Source organism: Massilia glaciei (assembly GCF_003011895.2).
GTDB classification, from domain to species: Bacteria; Pseudomonadota; Gammaproteobacteria; order Burkholderiales; family Burkholderiaceae_D; genus Telluria_A; species Telluria_A glaciei.
Genome location: NZ_PXWF02000278.1, coordinates 15,843 through 30,061, shown reverse-complemented (window position 1 = coordinate 30,061; position 14,219 = coordinate 15,843). Strand labels below are relative to the sequence as shown.

Sequence of the window (14,219 nt, the reverse complement as noted above, 5' to 3'; positions counted from 1 at the left end):
GGTGCGCATGATCGAGGAGTTGCTCGCCGGCGGCGGCCAGGCCGGCTGGCTCAAGTCCCACATGGACGCCGGCTCGGGCATGAACGACATCGCCCGTTACGCCAGCGAGCAGTTCGAGCACAAATAGCGCACAGGTGCGGCAGCGGCGCTGCCAGGCAGGTATCCAATGATGTGGAAGGTGGAGGTGGACCGCTCGGGGCGGAACTGATTCGTCGCTTCGTGATCGAATTTATGCAAGTCCACCGCATCCCGGCCAATAATTCAATAATTGGAGAACAGCATGAAACTTACGCGAGCAAGCACCGCACTTTTCCTTAGTTTGTTTATCGGTCTTACCGCCTGCCAGACCTCTCCCACAGACCGCCGGATGGGTGTGGCGCTTGAGGACACCGCCATCAGCGCGCGGGTAAAGTCAAGGCTGGCAGTCGACCCGATCGTCAAAGCCACGGACGTCCAGGTCGAGACATTCAGGGGCACCGTGCAGTTGAGTGGCTTCGTCGATTCGCCCGAGAGCGCCCGCCGGGCGGTCGATCTCGCCAGCCGTGTCGAAGGGGTGCAGGAAGTCAAGAACGCACTAATCGTAAAGTGAGTAGCGCTGCGCGGGCGGCAGCGGCCCGGTGACGGCATTTATGGCATTGGAACGATCCGGCATCAACGCAGGGGCGCCTTCGACGTGAAAGGCGGACGGCTGACTGCGTAGGGGGGCGATGCCCGAAACGATGTCTACGCGTTCACCCGGCCCGGCGACAATGCCTTCGTGTTGGCATCGCCATGCATGACAAGATGTTAGTTCCCCCACTGGCTGCTTAGAGTCAATCCAATGGCGTGCCGCGCTGGCTATTTCTTGTGGACTGGTTTTAACAAGACCAGTCCGGTATTGGCGCGGGCCACGATGGCGCCATTGTCGGCGACCGCCAAGCCCTCGATCAGCAGCATCCCGCGTGGCGCGCGCGGAATGCGCATGTTCAGGTCGATCATTTCGCCGTCCGGCAACCACGTCACAGCGTGCTCGACGTTTCCACCCGCAAATAGCATCGTGCCGACAACCTGACTTTTATCGTTGAGGCCCGCAGCGCGAGAAAATTTCAGACCTCCGGGATCGAGATCGTACATCTGCCCTCCGCGGTAGATGAATGCATGTGTCAGCCCGCCCGCCGTGACGGCGACGCCGGTAACATGTCCGGATTCGTTGATCGCCTCGACACCGACAAATTCGGCGCCGGGCAGGGCGCCCAGGGTGCCGAGGTCGGACATCGAGGTGCCGTCGTAAATGAATCCGCGGGTCTGTCCGTCGGCGCCGCGATATTGGCCAGCGACTTGCCCGGCTTCGTTGATAGCGCGACCGGGAGAGATGTCGCCGCCAAAGGCGCCAAGGTCGACCATCGTGCCGCCGGTGTACAGGAAGGCGTGAAAGCCATTGCCGGAGATCCCCGAGAAACCGGTCACCTGGCCACGCGAATTGACCGCGCTCCCGGATGAGAAATTGGCCCCGGCCAGGGTGCCGAGGTCCTTCATCACGCCGTCCTCGTACAGGAATGCGTGCTCGGGCCCGGCCGCGGTGTTGGCCCAGCCGGTGACTTTGCCACAGGCACTGATGTCGAGCGCCTCCGAACTGGGCCCACCAGCGTCCCAAGATCGCGCATGACGCCGTCGTAAAGAAAGGCCCGCTTGTGGCTATCGTTTATTGCGGCGGAACCGACCACATGGCCGCATTTATTGATCGCCCATGCGCGCGAATCGGGTCCGCCGAACGTACCGAGGTCGATCGTCTTCTGGCCGTCGTAGAGGAACGCATGCAGCGGACCGTCCGGCACGCTGGTGAAACCGACGACCCTGCCGTCCGGCGTGATGCCTCGGTTGCTGACAAACGGCACAAACAGGTCCCCGCCCAAACTCAGTGGTATCACGTCGTAGGTCAGTTTGTGCGGGGGATGATGCGGGCCTGGTGGGGGCGGTTTGGCGCCGCCCGAGCTGGAGGCGCCGCATGCGCTCAATGAAAACACGATTGTGGAGATCAGGCAGAGCTTGGCGAGGCCCCGGCTGGTCGATGCTTCTGGTAACGACAACATGATGTGCTCCCCGAAATTGCGCGGGATGGTCCGCGAACCAGTATAGGCAGCTCATCTGTAGTCGATTTGGTGGCGAAGCCCTTATAGTGTTTGTGAGCGATCAAGCGCGGCGCCACCCGCATGGCGAAGTGGCGCCGGGCACTTTGCTGGGAAGGCCCATCGGATGCCGGCCGGCATTCCCGTAAAGCGAAAACGGGCTTAGCCTTGCGGACTTTCGCTCATCTGCCGGCAATAGTTGGACAAGTTTTCGGGCAGGTTTGGCGGACACACCCCGCACAGTTTGTTCCCTGGAACGGCGTAGTCCATGAACTTGGGGTAGGGAAGCGCGAGCTTGGCCATGATCGACTTGAATTGTTCGAGCGATACATCGCTGCCCAGGCGGGGATTGCGCTTTTTCTCCTGCTCGATGGACGACACGAAGCGCTCCTTGTAGTCGTGGCCGGGGTAGACCAGGGTTTCGCCGGGCAGGGAGAACAGCTTTTCGCGCACGCTTTTGTAGAGCGCGTCGGCGTCGCCGCCCTGGAAATCGGTCCTGCCGCAACCGTCGATCAGCAAGGCGTCGCCGGTGAAGACCCGATCGTCCCACAGGTACGCGTAGTGGCCGGCGGTGTGGCCCGGGGTGTGCAATGGCTGCAGGGTGATGCCGCCGACCTGGAACGGCGTGCCGTCCTCGAGGCCCACGTCGGCGCACGGAAGCCTGTCATGCGCCGGCGCCGCGATCGCGCTGCCGGTGGCGCGCTTGAGTTCGAGCGCCGCCGTGATGTGGTCAGCATGGATATGGGTGTCGACGGTGTAGGCGAGCGTCAGGCCGAGCCGGCGCAGCTCGGCCAGATCACGGTCCATGGTGGCGATGACCGGATCGATGAGCACGGCGTTGCCCGTGTGCTCATCGCCGATCAGGTAGGTGTAGGTGCTCGACAGCGGCTCGTAAAGTTGGCGGAAGATCATGGTGGCTCCTTGGTGGTGCCCTGGATGGGCCGTACGCGGATACATTATATAAGACTCTTATATATTATGTTGTGGTATAGTATAGGCCTCACGTCCCTCTGATCAGACCAGCAATGACGAACACCAACGAACTCGAACTACTCAAACTTGCGGCGGCGGCGAACGCGGCATCAAAACTATTGAAAGTGCTGTCCAACCCGGACCGTTTGCTCCTGCTTTGTCAGATGGCCCAGGGCGAGTTTTCGGTCAGCGAACTCGAAACGATGACAGGCATCCGCCAGCCGACGCTGTCGCAGCAACTGACCGTGCTGCGCGACGAGCAACTGGTGAGCACCCGCCGTGAGGGCAAACAGATTTTCTACAGCATTGCCAGCCGGGAAGCGCTGGCGGTGCTGCAGACCCTTTACCAACTGTACTGTCCACCCGCATAGGAACCGCGATGTCGGGCTCCATCGCGGGGGGGCTCTCGGGCATGCGGGTTCATCTCAAGCTTGCCTTTGCGCTTGTCTGCTTGGTGGTTGCCGTCGGAATGGTGCTTAAATCGGTGTAGATGTGTGCCCGATTCCCATCCGCTGCCGCCGTACGCGCACCGCGCGGCCGTGCGCAGGGGAATCGAAGCGACGACATTCGGCCCGCGCCATAATACTTGGATGCCAAATGCGCCGCGCGCGAGCGCGTGCGATCAACGTCATCCAAGGGGGCACGATGCTAACCACCTACGCTCAAGATCCAACACGCGCCAGCGCCGACCGCGTGCGCCGTTCCACCGCCGAACACGTGAACCTCAAGATCGACCGCGAGACCGACGACAACGCGGCCCGTTTCGCAAGACGGGGGCAGGACGCCATACAACGGCGAATTGACGAACTTGACAGCGAATGGGATATCGAGCGCGTACTGGAGGTCAACGCCTCGGCGCTCGCGCTCACAGGGCTGCTGCTCGGCGTCACGGCCAACCGCAAATGGCTGGCGCTCCCGGCGTTCGTGCTGCCGTTCCTGCTGCAGCACGGCGTGCAGGGCTGGTGCCCGCCGTTGCCGGTGTTGCGCCGCCTGGGTGTGCGGACGCGGGGCGAAATCGACCGCGAAAAATACAGCCTGCTCGACGCGCTGCGCAACCCCAACGCCGCCTAACGCGGCTGCTGAAGTTGCGTCCCGCCTTCAAAAGCACCTCATCGCCGCGGTGGGGCGCTCATCGGTACTTTAAGGTCCATTAGCGGGTCCATTAGCGGGTCCATTAGCGCGCGGATCGAAACATGCGGCTCCAATTCACAGCCAAGGTGCGCCCGCGTCCGGCGTAGGTATTGCCGGGATCGGCCGCCGCCGCCGACTGCGAGTAGTAGCCGACATACTGTTTGTCGAACAGATTTTCGATACTCACACCGACGCGGCCGTGACCGGTGTCGAAGGTGATTGCGGCATCGGCCAGGGTATAGCCCGCGAAGTTTTCTTCCAGATTGCTGGTGCCGACCGTGCGGCCGACATTGATGTCGCGGTCGAACAGGTGGGTCGCTTGCAAGCGCAACCGCACTGCGGGAGACCACTTCCAGTTACCGGCCAGAACGGCCTTGTCCGGCCCCTGCGAACGCGCGCCAAGCGCGAGGTCCATCGGCGCCCCCTGGGTGGCGGCGGTTTTGCCGTCGGTCTGGGCGTAACTGCCCGAGAGCGACAGTTGTTTCGAAGGACGCCATTCCGCGCTCACCTCCCAGCCCTTGACGGTCGTTGGCACGCGTTCGACCAAGCCAACCCCGGCCGAGTTGATCCGGATCACGCTGCCGAGCTTGGAGCGCGAGTCATAGCGCGAGATGCCGAACTGGCCATTGGCGCCGCGCCAGTTGACGCCGATTTCGTTGTTGCGCGTGACGATGGGCTGGAGACTGATCAGGCTCGATACCGACTGGTCCGGGTTGTTGACTCCGCGCAGCACCAAGCCGGCATCTGGCAGCCCGAATCCCTCCGAGCTTGCCGCGAAGGCCGACCAGCCCGGCGCAAAGCGCCAGACCGCGCCGATATTCTTGACCGCCTTGGAAAACTCGGCCGACCCACCCTGCACCGTACGGCTGCCGTAGGCGGCCAGCGTGGTGTAGGTGTCGACCTCCAGTTCGGCCATTTCGTAGCGCACGCCGCCACGCAGCGTGACCGGGCCGAACTCATATTCGAGCTGCGCGAAAGGGGCGGTGGAGTTGAACTTCAACAGGGGCACCCAGATGCGGCCGGTGATGGCCAAACGCTGTTCGGTCTGGTCGCGCAGGACGTCCACGCCGACCGTGGCCTCCAGCCCGGTGACGAAGGTGTCGGGACGCACGTAGGTCAGGCGCGAGCCGAGCTTGTCGGCGAGGATTTGCGACTGGTCCCACAGGGTGTTGGCCGGGGCGATGCGCGTATCCTGGAAGGTGGCCACCTTGGTTGCGCCGTACAGCGATTCGAACTCGTGGCTGAACAGTTGCACCGTGAGACTGCCGTCGGCAAGGTTCGCGTGCCGGTAGTCAAGGCTTGCGCTGCGCACTTTGTTGCGCGGCGCCTCGCCTTGCGGCGTGCCCGGGATCGAGCTCGTCGGTAAGTCCGCGCCCGTGGCGTCGGGATTTTTCATGTAGTCGCCGTCGCCCTCGAGATTGAAGCGGTTCAGCGACAGCTGCAAGCGCTGGTCCCCGAAGTTCTTGCCTATTTTGACGAACAGGTCGTCGCCATGCGTGTCGAGGGTGTCGCCTTGGACGGTGTCGATGCCCAGGCGGCGCCCCTTGCCGTCGTAGCCCATGCCGCGCTTTTGCAGCGCCGCGTAGCCCAGGAAGTCAAAGGCATCGGACTTGTGGGAGATCGAATATCCGGTCTTCCAGTCCAGGTTGTCCGACCGGAACTGGGTCGAGGCCCGGATGTTCACTCCGTGCGTGGTGCCGTTGGCGCGTGGCGACTTGGTGATGTAGTTGATGATGCCGCCGGTCGCGCCCATGCCCTGCACGGCCGATGCGCCGTTGATCACCTCGATGCGTTCGATGATGAAGCTGTCGGCGAAATACCCTTCGCGCATGCCGGCGCGCAGGGGATTGGACTGCGGAATGCCGTCGAGCAGGATCAGCGGCTGGCGCCCGCGCAGCGATTCCCCGGTCGAGCTCATTTTCTGCCGGCTTGGCGCGTAGCCCGGAATGAAGGTGGCCAAGGCCTGCGACGGGTCGTCGGCGATCAGGTATTGCGAGGCCAATTCTTGCTGGCTGATGACCGAGATCGCGCCGGGAATCTTGTCGACGGCTTTGGCGCCGCGGGTTGCGGTCACGACCACCTCGATCATCGTCGGCTCGGCGCCCGCTTCGGCTTGCTGGGCAAAAGAGTTGACGGCCGCCATGGACAGACAGGCGGCGGCAACCGCACGCGAAAGGGGGGTGATAGTGGTCATGTAAAACAATCCTTTAATTTAGGCAGCGTGTTTTGCCGCCAGACAATGTAGGATGTCAATGATAATGATTCTCATTCAATTTAACAAGCCAGATGAGAGTTTTTCTCATTTGTCTTGATGTCGCTCTCGTGTCGCCGCAGCCAAGTGGCCCGCAAAACCGCTTGGCATTTTCGCGCAGATGGCTATACTGTTAAATATACTTAACATTTCTTTGCGGCGGCATGGACCTGGCTCAGATCGGCATTGAAATCCGCAACAAGCGTGTACAGACCGGCCTACTGCAGGAGCATCTGGCCAACTTCGCCGGCCTGTCCCGTGTGACCATTAACCAGCTCGAAAACGGGACGCTGAAAGACTTGGGCTTCGCCAAACTGAAGGCGGTCATGGATGTTATCGGCATGGATGTGGCGACGGTACAGCCGGCGGCGCTGAAAAGCGCGCTTGCGGTGGCCGCGCTCAGCGTCAGCACCAGTTACCGCGACCTCCTTTCACCCGACATGTTGTCCCAAATGCTGCGCTCGGGAGATGCGCCGAAGCGCTACCAACCCCACCTCATGGCGTTGCTGGACGAGACCCCGCTGCCCGTCGTCGTGAAAGCGGTCGCCGAGGCGGCCACGCCCGAGGTGCCGGCGAAGAAAATCATGAAGAACTTGAGCCGCTGGGCAGTGGAATGGAAAACATGTCGGGCGGTATGGTAAAGGACGACACCGCCGGCGTCCCGACGACTTGGCGAACCCTGTTTGGCAAGGCGCTGACCCTTATCGGCGAGATCGCCAAAAAACCCCGAGTCGATCCGTTCTGGACCTTCGGCGGCGGAACTGTCCTCATGCTGCGTTATGGCCACCGCGTCAGCAAGGACATCGACATCTTCGTGCCGGACCCGCAATCGTTGGGATTCGTCACGCCGCGTCTGAGACGTGGCCGAATCCATCACCAGCGACTATGTGGAGGCGGCCGGCTACGTCAAATTGTATCTTGCCGAGGGGGAGATCGATTTTGTCGCGGCGCCGAACCTTACCGCGCCGGGATTCGAGTGGGCGATGCTCATGGGACACGAGGTCCGTATCGAAACGTCGGTGGAGATCATCGCCAAAAAAATGTGGCATCGTGGCGATTGAATCACCGGTCGGGACATCTTTGATTTCGCGTTGATCGCGGCGCGCGAACCGGAGGCGCTGACCTCTGCGGCTCAATTTGTACTGCGCCATGTCGACGCGGTCTTCCAACAACTTGACGAGCGCAACGTGCCGCTGAAACTGCAATTTGACGCTGTCGACTCTTTGGGATTTCATCCCCCGTTTGACGAGGCCTGCGCCAAGCTGCGGCAAGTGCTGACGTCAATGCGCGCGAAACAAGTTCAACCAGACTGAATGGAAGAATCCCATGGCCTACGCTCCGCAACGCTAAATACAGAAAATGTGCTGGACGCGTCCGCTGGGAATGCGCAGGATTCGCCATCAGGCATCTGGGCGCGAAAGGGGCTCGATAGCGGTCGTGTAAAACAATCCCTGAATTTAAACAGCATGTTTTGCCGCTGGCAATGTAGAATCTGAATGATAACGATTCTCATTCAAGTCGCCATGTCAAATGAGCGTTATTCTCATTTGGCGTGACGCACCTTGCTTCGGCCATAATTTTATGAAAAGACTCGCTCGGGTGGTCCATCTGTGGACCGGCCTCATTTTCGGGGCGATCCTGGTCGTCCTCGGGCTGACGGGATCGGTCCTGAGCTGGATCCACGAACTCGACAGCATGCTCAATCCGGGCTTGCTGCATGTGGCGCCGCCGGCGGGAATGCGCGACGGCCAGCCCATGCGCATCGAACCGGCACAGGTGCAAGCCCTCGAGCGCCTGCTGGCGGGCGACGCGCGCTACGGCACGCCAAGCATGCTGGAGTTGCCCGGGCATGCGGGCGGCGTCTTCGTCGCCTGGTACCGCCCGGCGGCCGGCGCCGGCAAGGCGGCCACGGCCACGGCAGTGACGCGCCAGGTGATGCTCGATCCCGCGAACCTGACGGTGGTGGGGGAGCGCAACTGGGGGGAGGCCGGTCTCACCCGGCCATTGCTGATGCCGACGCTGTTCCATGTGCACCGCTACCTGGTCGCCGGCGAAACGGGCAAGGTCGTGGTGGCGGTCACCGGCGTGTCGCTGGCGCTCGCGATTCTCACCGGCATGTTCCTGTGGTGGCCGAGGATGACGCGCTCGGCGATTTGGCACGCACTGACGGTCCGGCACGGGGGCTCGTGGCCGCGGTTTAACTTCCAGTTGCACCGCGCAGGAGGCTTTTTCGCCGCTCCCTTGCTGCTGATCATGGCGCTATCGGGGGTTTATTTCAACATGCCGCAATGGGTAAAGCCGGTCGTGGCGGTGTTTTTGCCGTTGACGCCCGTAAGCAAGGTGGTCAACAAGAGCGCTCCGGCGCGGGTCGGCATCGGCGTTTCTGCCGCGTTGATCGCGGCGCAAACGCGGTTTCCCGAGGGGCGGGTGTCGCGCATATCGTTTCCCCCCGATGCCGGCCAGCCTTTTGAGATTCGCGTACGCCAGCCCGGCGAACTGCGCCAGGGACCGGGCGCGACCAGGATCAGCGTCGACGCGGGCGATGGCAGCGTGCTGCGCGTGATCGATCCGGAGCGCGCGCGCGGAGGCGACAAATTGCTAAGCTGGTTGTTCCCCCTGCACACGGGCGAGGCGTTCGGCTTGGCGGGACGCATCTTCGTCAGCTTGGTGGGATTTCTGCCGCTGATGTTCTTCGTGACCGGCCTTGTGATATGGGTGAAACTGCGCAGGAAGGCGTTGATGTATTGATGCGCCTGCGGCGCTGCACACCGGTCCCCATTCTCGTTCGCGTGCCGCGCCGGCTGGCAACGCCTACCGGGCGCCGGCCTTTTGGCGGTAGTAGTCGCTCAGCACGCCGAACGCCTCCTTACGCACCCCCGTCTCCGACATGATCCCCTTGCGGTTCCAGCCGTTCTGGAACACCGGATGCTCGCGCCGTGGCGACTGGAAGTCCTTCAGGATCCACGGCGACAAACCGACCAGGGTCGGCATCTTCTCCGACATCGCCAGGGTCTGGCGGTAGTACTGCGCCTGATACTCCTCGGTGAACTTCTTCATCCCGTCATTGCAGTATCCGGCCAGCGCATCGGCGCCGAACTCGGACAGGATCAGCGGCCGGTCGCCCGGCATTTGCCACTTCAGGCCGGCCAGCGCCGACAGCGGATCGTCTCCGTACCAGCCAGCGTAGGTGTTCACCGCCAGCACGTCGAGCTTGTCGAGCAGGGGATCGTCTATCACGGTGACGTCGTCGTCGCCGACCTTTTTGCGCTTGACCAGCAGGGCCGCGCTGATCAGGCGCGAAGGATCGAGCTGGCGCACGTTGTCGGCCAGCGCGCTGTGGAACCTGGTGCGCGCCTCCGACACCGGCGTCTCGTTGCCCACGCTCCACAGGATCACCGCGCTGCGGTTGCGGTCGCGGTAGATGGTCTCGGCCTGCATTGCCAGCGCCTTTTGCAGCACCGCCGGGTTTTCCCAGTCGACCGTCCAGTACACCGGAATCTCGCTCCACACCAGCAGGCCCATTTCGTCGGCCAGCCGCACGGTGGTTTCGGAATGCGGGTAGTGCGACAGGCGCACGTAGTTGCCGTTCAGGCCGTGCTTGATCTCGGAAAGCAGCGCGCGCGACGCCTGTTCCGTCATGTTGCGCGCCGGATTGGGTCCGAACTCCTCCTCGTGCAGCGAGATGCCGCGCAGGAAAACCGGCTCGCCGTTCAACAGGATCTGGCTGCCCTTGACGGCGATGGTGCGAAAGCCCATGCGCTCGCGCAGCGCGTCGCCGGCGACGCTGAAGCGCACGTCGTACAGGGTAGGGCTGTCGGGCGACCAGCGCTTGAGCCGCGGCGGCGCCTTCAGGTCGATCTCGGCGCGCCCGCTGGCGTCGGCGGTGGCCTTGACGGTGGCCAGCTCACCGATGGCGACCGTGACGGTCTGGTTCGCCGCCTGCGGGCCGGCCAGTTGCACGCTGCCCTTGATGCGCCCGTCCTTTGTCAGCGCCAGGGTGGCGTCGTCGACGAAGGTGGCCGGCGTGTAGACCAGCTTGACGGGACGGGTGATGCCGCCGTACAGGTCCCAGTCGGTCACCATGGTGGGGATCGACTGCGCGTCGTGGGTCGAGTCGACGCCGACCGAGAGGCGGTTGTCGCCGGCGCGCAGGGCGTCGGTCACCTCCAGCACGAAGGGCGTGAAGCCGCCTTCGTGGCGGCCGATCGGTTTGCCGTTGAGGTAGACGTGGGCGCGGTAGTTGACCGCTTCGAAGCGCAGGAAGGCGCGGCCGCCATTAAGGGGGCGGCTCTTGAATTTGCGTTGGAACCAGATCAGCCCGTCGTAGTAGCGCAGCGCGGGTTTGGCCGCGTTCCAGGCGCCGGGGATGGCCATCAGCGGTCCGCGGTCCATGTCGAATTCGTAGAACGTGGCGCCGGCCTTGGCTTCCTCGGCCGCGACGTCCAAGTCGCGGAAGCGCTGCATGCGCGATTTTGCGACCCAGCCGTTGATGTCGGTGAGGCCGGTGCGGTACAGGTCCTTGGAATAGGTCCACTGCCCGGACAGGTCTTGGCTGTCGCGGTGCAGGGAGCCGGTCAGCAGGAAAGCCGGGCGCAGCGACTGGCCGTGCACGGCGGCGCCGAGCAGAAAGGTGCCGAAGAACAACAGGGCGGTCTGGGTAACACGGGCGAACAAGGACATGGGAAGGTCTCGGTTGGCGGAAAATTGAGCGGTCGGGGCGGCGCCCCGCTTGAGATGCTAATATTTTAGTTTTGCACGGCGGCCAACTGAGCAATTTGTTGCGCAAGAAGTTGAGCAATCCGCCGATCGACGTGCGGACGGCCGGCAAGCCGCCGGCGCGCCGTGCTCGGCGATCCGGCGATCCCGGCACCATCGGCACCATCGACCGGGTTATGGGACCAGGCCGGCGGCCTTGGCCGCCTCGTCCAAGCTGTCGCCTGCAAGCGCCATGTTCTGGATCGCCGCCAGCCCCCATTGCGCCGAATGGTTGCTGCTGATCGAGCGCTGCTCAGCGAGGGGGCGGATCGTGTGCGCGCCGTCGACCCGACGCGGCGCCCCGCGCGTGCCCCGCAGTGTGTCGGAGTCGAAAAACTCGCGCCAGGCGCGCAGCGCCAGCGCGCCGTCGCGTTCGTGGTGGGCGGCATAGGCCGTCATCCGCGAATTGGTCTCGCTCATGGCGCGCCCGCCCAAATTTTTGCCGAACAGCGCGACCAGATCGCCTGCGGGCGCGTTGTAGGTGCGGCAGTACTGCAGCCACGTCTTGCGGTAGGCCGGCACGTCGACCAGCGTGAGTAGTTCAGAATTCATCTCCACGACGCCGAAGACGCCATTGAGGTTGGAGAACTTGGCTTGGTCGCCGGGCCCGGAGAACTTGCCGGTCCTGTGGTCGTACGGCGCGCTCGAGGCGAACCACCCCTGCCGCAGCGCGGCGATGCTCTGCATGCCGTTGACGACCTTGTCGCGCCAGCGCACCTCGCCGGTGCGTTCCCACTCGGTCAGCCAGGCGGCGACCAGCGAGCCCCAGACGGTGCCGAACGACGCCCCGACCAAGCCGGGCTGCGCGCCCTGGCGGGCCGGGTCCGGCTTGAGCTTGCGCGAGATGTCGACCTGGTGCAGGTCGGCATCCGACTCGAGCAGTTCGCGCATCAGGTCTCCGGCCCGCTCGTCGGCCGTGAGGTAGAAAAAGATGCGGCGGTAGGCCGCGTTCGACACGCGCGGCTGCTTGGACGAATCGGACCAGTGCTGCACGCCGTGGCGCGTGCCGAAGCCTTTGAACCGGCCCAGGTGGTACACGTCGACCTCGCCGGTGTGGCGCGTCATGGCCTCGGCCAGCTTGAAAATGTCGGCCCGTCCCGTGCGCAGATAGCTGTACCACAGCCACAGGTCGGTCGACAGTTCCGAGTTGTCCCAGGCGTAGCCGCCGATGTCGTAGCGCCACATGTGGCGGTCGTTGTCGTAGGCGTGCATCACGTCGCCGTAGTGCCAGAAGCCGTACCAGCGGTGCTGCTCGACCTCCCTGAGGTACTGGTCCAGCTGCAGCGCCAGCCGCTCTTCGAGCAGCCTGCGCGCCGGGCTGGCCGTGTCGACCGGGTCCCAGTCGCCGAACACGCCGCACTGGTGGATGCGCTGCGGCGACAGCGTCAGCCGGGCCGGATTGGCGACCTGCTCGGCCATGTGGGAAAAATCTTGGTGCGATGGCGTGGCGGCCAGCACCCACAGCTGCAGCTCGGAGGTGCGCGCCACGCCTTGGGCCGAGTCCCAGCCCGCCTCGTAGTCCTCGTAGGTGATGTTCAATCCCTCGATCTGCTCCTCGTGGGTGTCCATCTCGCCGGCCGCGCGGTAGGAGCGCATATCCATCGCGGGCGCCGATGGCGACCAGAGCCAGGCGGTGATTTCGGCAAGTTCGCCGGCCGCCCCGCGCACGTCGAGGCGCACGGGCGCGCGCTGCCAGAAGTCCTTCAAGCCCAGCGCCACGCCGCCGGAGGCGCCGCCCGCGTACACCAAACCCTTGGTCCGAGTGCCGCCGTTGGAGTCGATCCATGCCTCGCCCGACTGCGTGCGCTTCTTGATCGTGAATCCGTCGGCGCTCATGTGCGCGAGCGAGAAGTCGCCCCACTCAGGTATCCATTTCAGGCCGTCGCGCACCGTTTGCGCCATGCCCGCCAGCGGCGGCAGCGCCTTGCCGGCCACCTGGGCGTCCCTGAACGCCTGCCCCGGATCGCGGCGCAAGCCGGTGATGGGCCGCACCGCCTCGCCCCACACGCCCATGTCCTCGCCCGAGAAGCGGACATGGCGGTCGTGCGTGGCCTCGCGCATCGGCACCCTGGCGCTCACGCCAAGGCCGCCGATGAAGTCCTTGGCCGGGTCGCCGTCGTAGATGAAGGAATGGACCACGCGCACGCTCTCGGAACCGGCGTAGAAATACAGGCGCACCGAGAACGGCAGCCATTCGCGCCCCTGCGCGGCATGCACGCCATCGAGCTTGAGCACGGCGCGCACGGGCCCGCGCTGTTCGACCGTGACCTTGGTGATCTTGCTGAAGAAGGCCTGGCGCGTCACGCCGCCTTCGGTCTCCCTGTCGGCGCCATCCTGGCGCAGCGCGACCAGCTTGAGCTCCTGCATGACGACGCGGCCGGAGCGCACGGCCTTGGCGACCAGGTATTGCCCGCTCGTGGGCACGGTCCAGACCAGCTCGCCCGCCGATACCTCCACCTGCGCCGCCGTCCGGCGCACCGACATCTTGCCGTCCGGCGGCGCGCCATTCTCCAACCGCCAGTCGGTGGCCGGCGCGCCGCCCGCGACGGCGTGCGCGGTCCATTTCACCGAGCCATCGGGCCAATAGGCCATCGGCCAGGATTGAACGGGCAGGGCGGCTTCGGCCCCGGCCAGCTTGAACTGGAGTTGCTTGCCGGCTGGCAGCCGCACCTGTCCGCGCGGCCATGGCACGCCGAAGGTCGCCCCTTCGAAGCGCGCCGGCTTTCGATCGAGCCAGCGCAGCGCGGTCAGTTTCGCAGCCGGCGCGGCGCCGGGCGCCGCGTTGGCGGTCGCGCCGTGCGCGATAGCGGGGAACTGTGCGAGCAGGGAGGTCGCGACCGCCGATTGCAGAAACGTGCGGCGTGAGTAGATGGGAGCTTCCATATGTCTTTCGAATAGAGTTGACGACAGCGTGGGCCAGTTGACCGGGCTCCCGACGCTTCGGATTTCTTGCTGCGCCCAAAGGCCGACTCGGAGCTAATACATTAGCATATGTTATTTTTGGG

Annotated in this window: 13 protein-coding genes and 1 pseudogene; 8 read left to right on the top strand and 6 right to left on the bottom strand. The window is 64.1% G+C overall.

What is annotated here, in order from left to right; translation table 11 throughout:
• The first annotated feature begins 280 nt into the window (after positions 1–280).
• A complete protein-coding gene (locus C7C56_RS20910; protein WP_106759292.1) occupies positions 281–589 on the top strand; it encodes a BON domain-containing protein in 309 nt (102 codons plus the stop codon).
• A gap of 248 nt (positions 590–837) precedes the next feature.
• On the opposite strand, the gene C7C56_RS20905 is transcribed toward C7C56_RS20910, so the two are convergent.
• The 3 genes from C7C56_RS20905 to C7C56_RS20895 all read right to left on the bottom strand — a co-directional run bounded on the left by C7C56_RS20905 (position 838) and on the right by C7C56_RS20895 (position 3,017).
• Entirely contained in the window at positions 838–1,596 is a 759-nt protein-coding gene (locus tag C7C56_RS20905) for a hypothetical protein (protein WP_370660233.1), read from the bottom strand.
• Complete coding sequence (locus C7C56_RS20900) at positions 1,515–2,069, bottom strand: hypothetical protein (RefSeq protein ID WP_106759286.1); 555 nt, start codon at positions 2,067–2,069, stop codon at positions 1,515–1,517. The genes C7C56_RS20905 and C7C56_RS20900 overlap by 82 nt, the downstream gene beginning before the upstream one ends.
• Positions 2,070–2,267: 198 nt before the next feature.
• Positions 2,268–3,017: an MBL fold metallo-hydrolase gene (locus tag C7C56_RS20895; RefSeq protein WP_106759285.1), complete on the bottom strand. Its 750-nt coding sequence runs from the start codon at positions 3,015–3,017 to the stop codon at positions 2,268–2,270.
• 113 nt (positions 3,018–3,130) lie between these two features.
• Between C7C56_RS20895 and C7C56_RS20890 the strand changes: the two genes are divergently transcribed.
• Positions 3,131–3,448 (top strand): ArsR/SmtB family transcription factor, encoded by a 318-nt coding sequence (locus C7C56_RS20890; RefSeq protein ID WP_106759284.1) that lies wholly within the window; start codon positions 3,131–3,133, stop codon positions 3,446–3,448.
• 274 nt (positions 3,449–3,722) lie between these two features.
• Complete coding sequence (locus tag C7C56_RS20885) at positions 3,723–4,148, top strand: hypothetical protein (protein WP_106759291.1); 426 nt, start codon at positions 3,723–3,725, stop codon at positions 4,146–4,148.
• Between the two features lie 103 nt (positions 4,149–4,251).
• Here C7C56_RS20885 and C7C56_RS20880 read toward each other — a convergent pair whose 3' ends face one another.
• Positions 4,252–6,402, bottom strand: coding sequence for a TonB-dependent receptor (locus C7C56_RS20880; RefSeq protein ID WP_229458898.1), 2,151 nt, complete (start codon positions 6,400–6,402; stop codon positions 4,252–4,254).
• Positions 6,403–6,623: 221 nt separating this feature from the next.
• On the opposite strand from C7C56_RS20880, the gene C7C56_RS20875 reads away from it, so the two are divergent.
• The 5 genes and pseudogenes from C7C56_RS20875 to C7C56_RS20865 all read left to right on the top strand — a co-directional run bounded on the left by C7C56_RS20875 (position 6,624) and on the right by C7C56_RS20865 (position 9,207).
• Entirely contained in the window at positions 6,624–7,100 is a 477-nt protein-coding gene (locus C7C56_RS20875) for a helix-turn-helix domain-containing protein (RefSeq protein ID WP_106759283.1), read from the top strand.
• A pseudogene (locus tag C7C56_RS30545) lies at positions 7,073–7,249 on the top strand (hypothetical protein); the annotation flags it as partial. The gene C7C56_RS20875 and the pseudogene C7C56_RS30545, both read left to right, overlap by 28 nt.
• Before the next feature lie 70 nt (positions 7,250–7,319).
• The gene (locus tag C7C56_RS30045) at positions 7,320–7,520 is read left to right on the top strand and encodes a hypothetical protein (protein ID WP_229458899.1); all 201 of its coding nucleotides are present in this window, start codon (positions 7,320–7,322) and stop codon (positions 7,518–7,520) included.
• A 30-nt stretch (positions 7,521–7,550) separates the two neighbouring features.
• Positions 7,551–7,772, top strand: coding sequence for a hypothetical protein (locus C7C56_RS30040; RefSeq protein ID WP_229458897.1), 222 nt, complete (start codon positions 7,551–7,553; stop codon positions 7,770–7,772).
• Between the two features lie 217 nt (positions 7,773–7,989).
• Complete coding sequence (locus C7C56_RS20865) at positions 7,990–9,207, top strand: PepSY-associated TM helix domain-containing protein (RefSeq protein ID WP_229458896.1); 1,218 nt, start codon at positions 7,990–7,992, stop codon at positions 9,205–9,207.
• 63 nt (positions 9,208–9,270) lie between these two features.
• Here C7C56_RS20865 and C7C56_RS20860 read toward each other — a convergent pair whose 3' ends face one another.
• Positions 9,271–11,139 carry a glycoside hydrolase family 2 protein gene (locus C7C56_RS20860; protein ID WP_106759281.1) on the bottom strand — a complete coding sequence of 623 codons (1,869 nt, stop codon included), beginning with the start codon at positions 11,137–11,139 and terminating at the stop codon, positions 9,271–9,273.
• A 210-nt stretch (positions 11,140–11,349) separates the two neighbouring features.
• Positions 11,350–14,097, bottom strand: coding sequence for an exo-rhamnogalacturonan lyase family protein (locus C7C56_RS20855; RefSeq protein WP_106759280.1), 2,748 nt, complete (start codon positions 14,095–14,097; stop codon positions 11,350–11,352).
• Between the last annotated feature and the right edge of the window lie 122 nt (positions 14,098–14,219).

Coding starts and splice junctions, on each gene's coding strand:
- C7C56_RS20875 (WP_106759283.1), top strand. CDS start 6,624: ATGGACCTGGCTCAGATCGGCATTGAAATCCGCAACAAGCGTGTACAG.
- C7C56_RS20865 (WP_229458896.1), top strand. CDS start 7,990: ATGAGCGTTATTCTCATTTGGCGTGACGCACCTTGCTTCGGCCATAAT.
- C7C56_RS20900 (WP_106759286.1), bottom strand. CDS start 2,069: ATGTTGTCGTTACCAGAAGCATCGACCAGCCGGGGCCTCGCCAAGCTC.
- C7C56_RS20895 (WP_106759285.1), bottom strand. CDS start 3,017: ATGATCTTCCGCCAACTTTACGAGCCGCTGTCGAGCACCTACACCTAC.
- C7C56_RS20880 (WP_229458898.1), bottom strand. CDS start 6,402: ATGACCACTATCACCCCCCTTTCGCGTGCGGTTGCCGCCGCCTGTCTG.
- C7C56_RS20855 (WP_106759280.1), bottom strand. CDS start 14,097: ATGGAAGCTCCCATCTACTCACGCCGCACGTTTCTGCAATCGGCGGTC.
- C7C56_RS20890 (WP_106759284.1), top strand. CDS start 3,131: ATGACGAACACCAACGAACTCGAACTACTCAAACTTGCGGCGGCGGCG.
- C7C56_RS20910 (WP_106759292.1), top strand. CDS start 281: ATGAAACTTACGCGAGCAAGCACCGCACTTTTCCTTAGTTTGTTTATC.
- C7C56_RS20885 (WP_106759291.1), top strand. CDS start 3,723: ATGCTAACCACCTACGCTCAAGATCCAACACGCGCCAGCGCCGACCGC.
- C7C56_RS20860 (WP_106759281.1), bottom strand. CDS start 11,139: ATGTCCTTGTTCGCCCGTGTTACCCAGACCGCCCTGTTGTTCTTCGGC.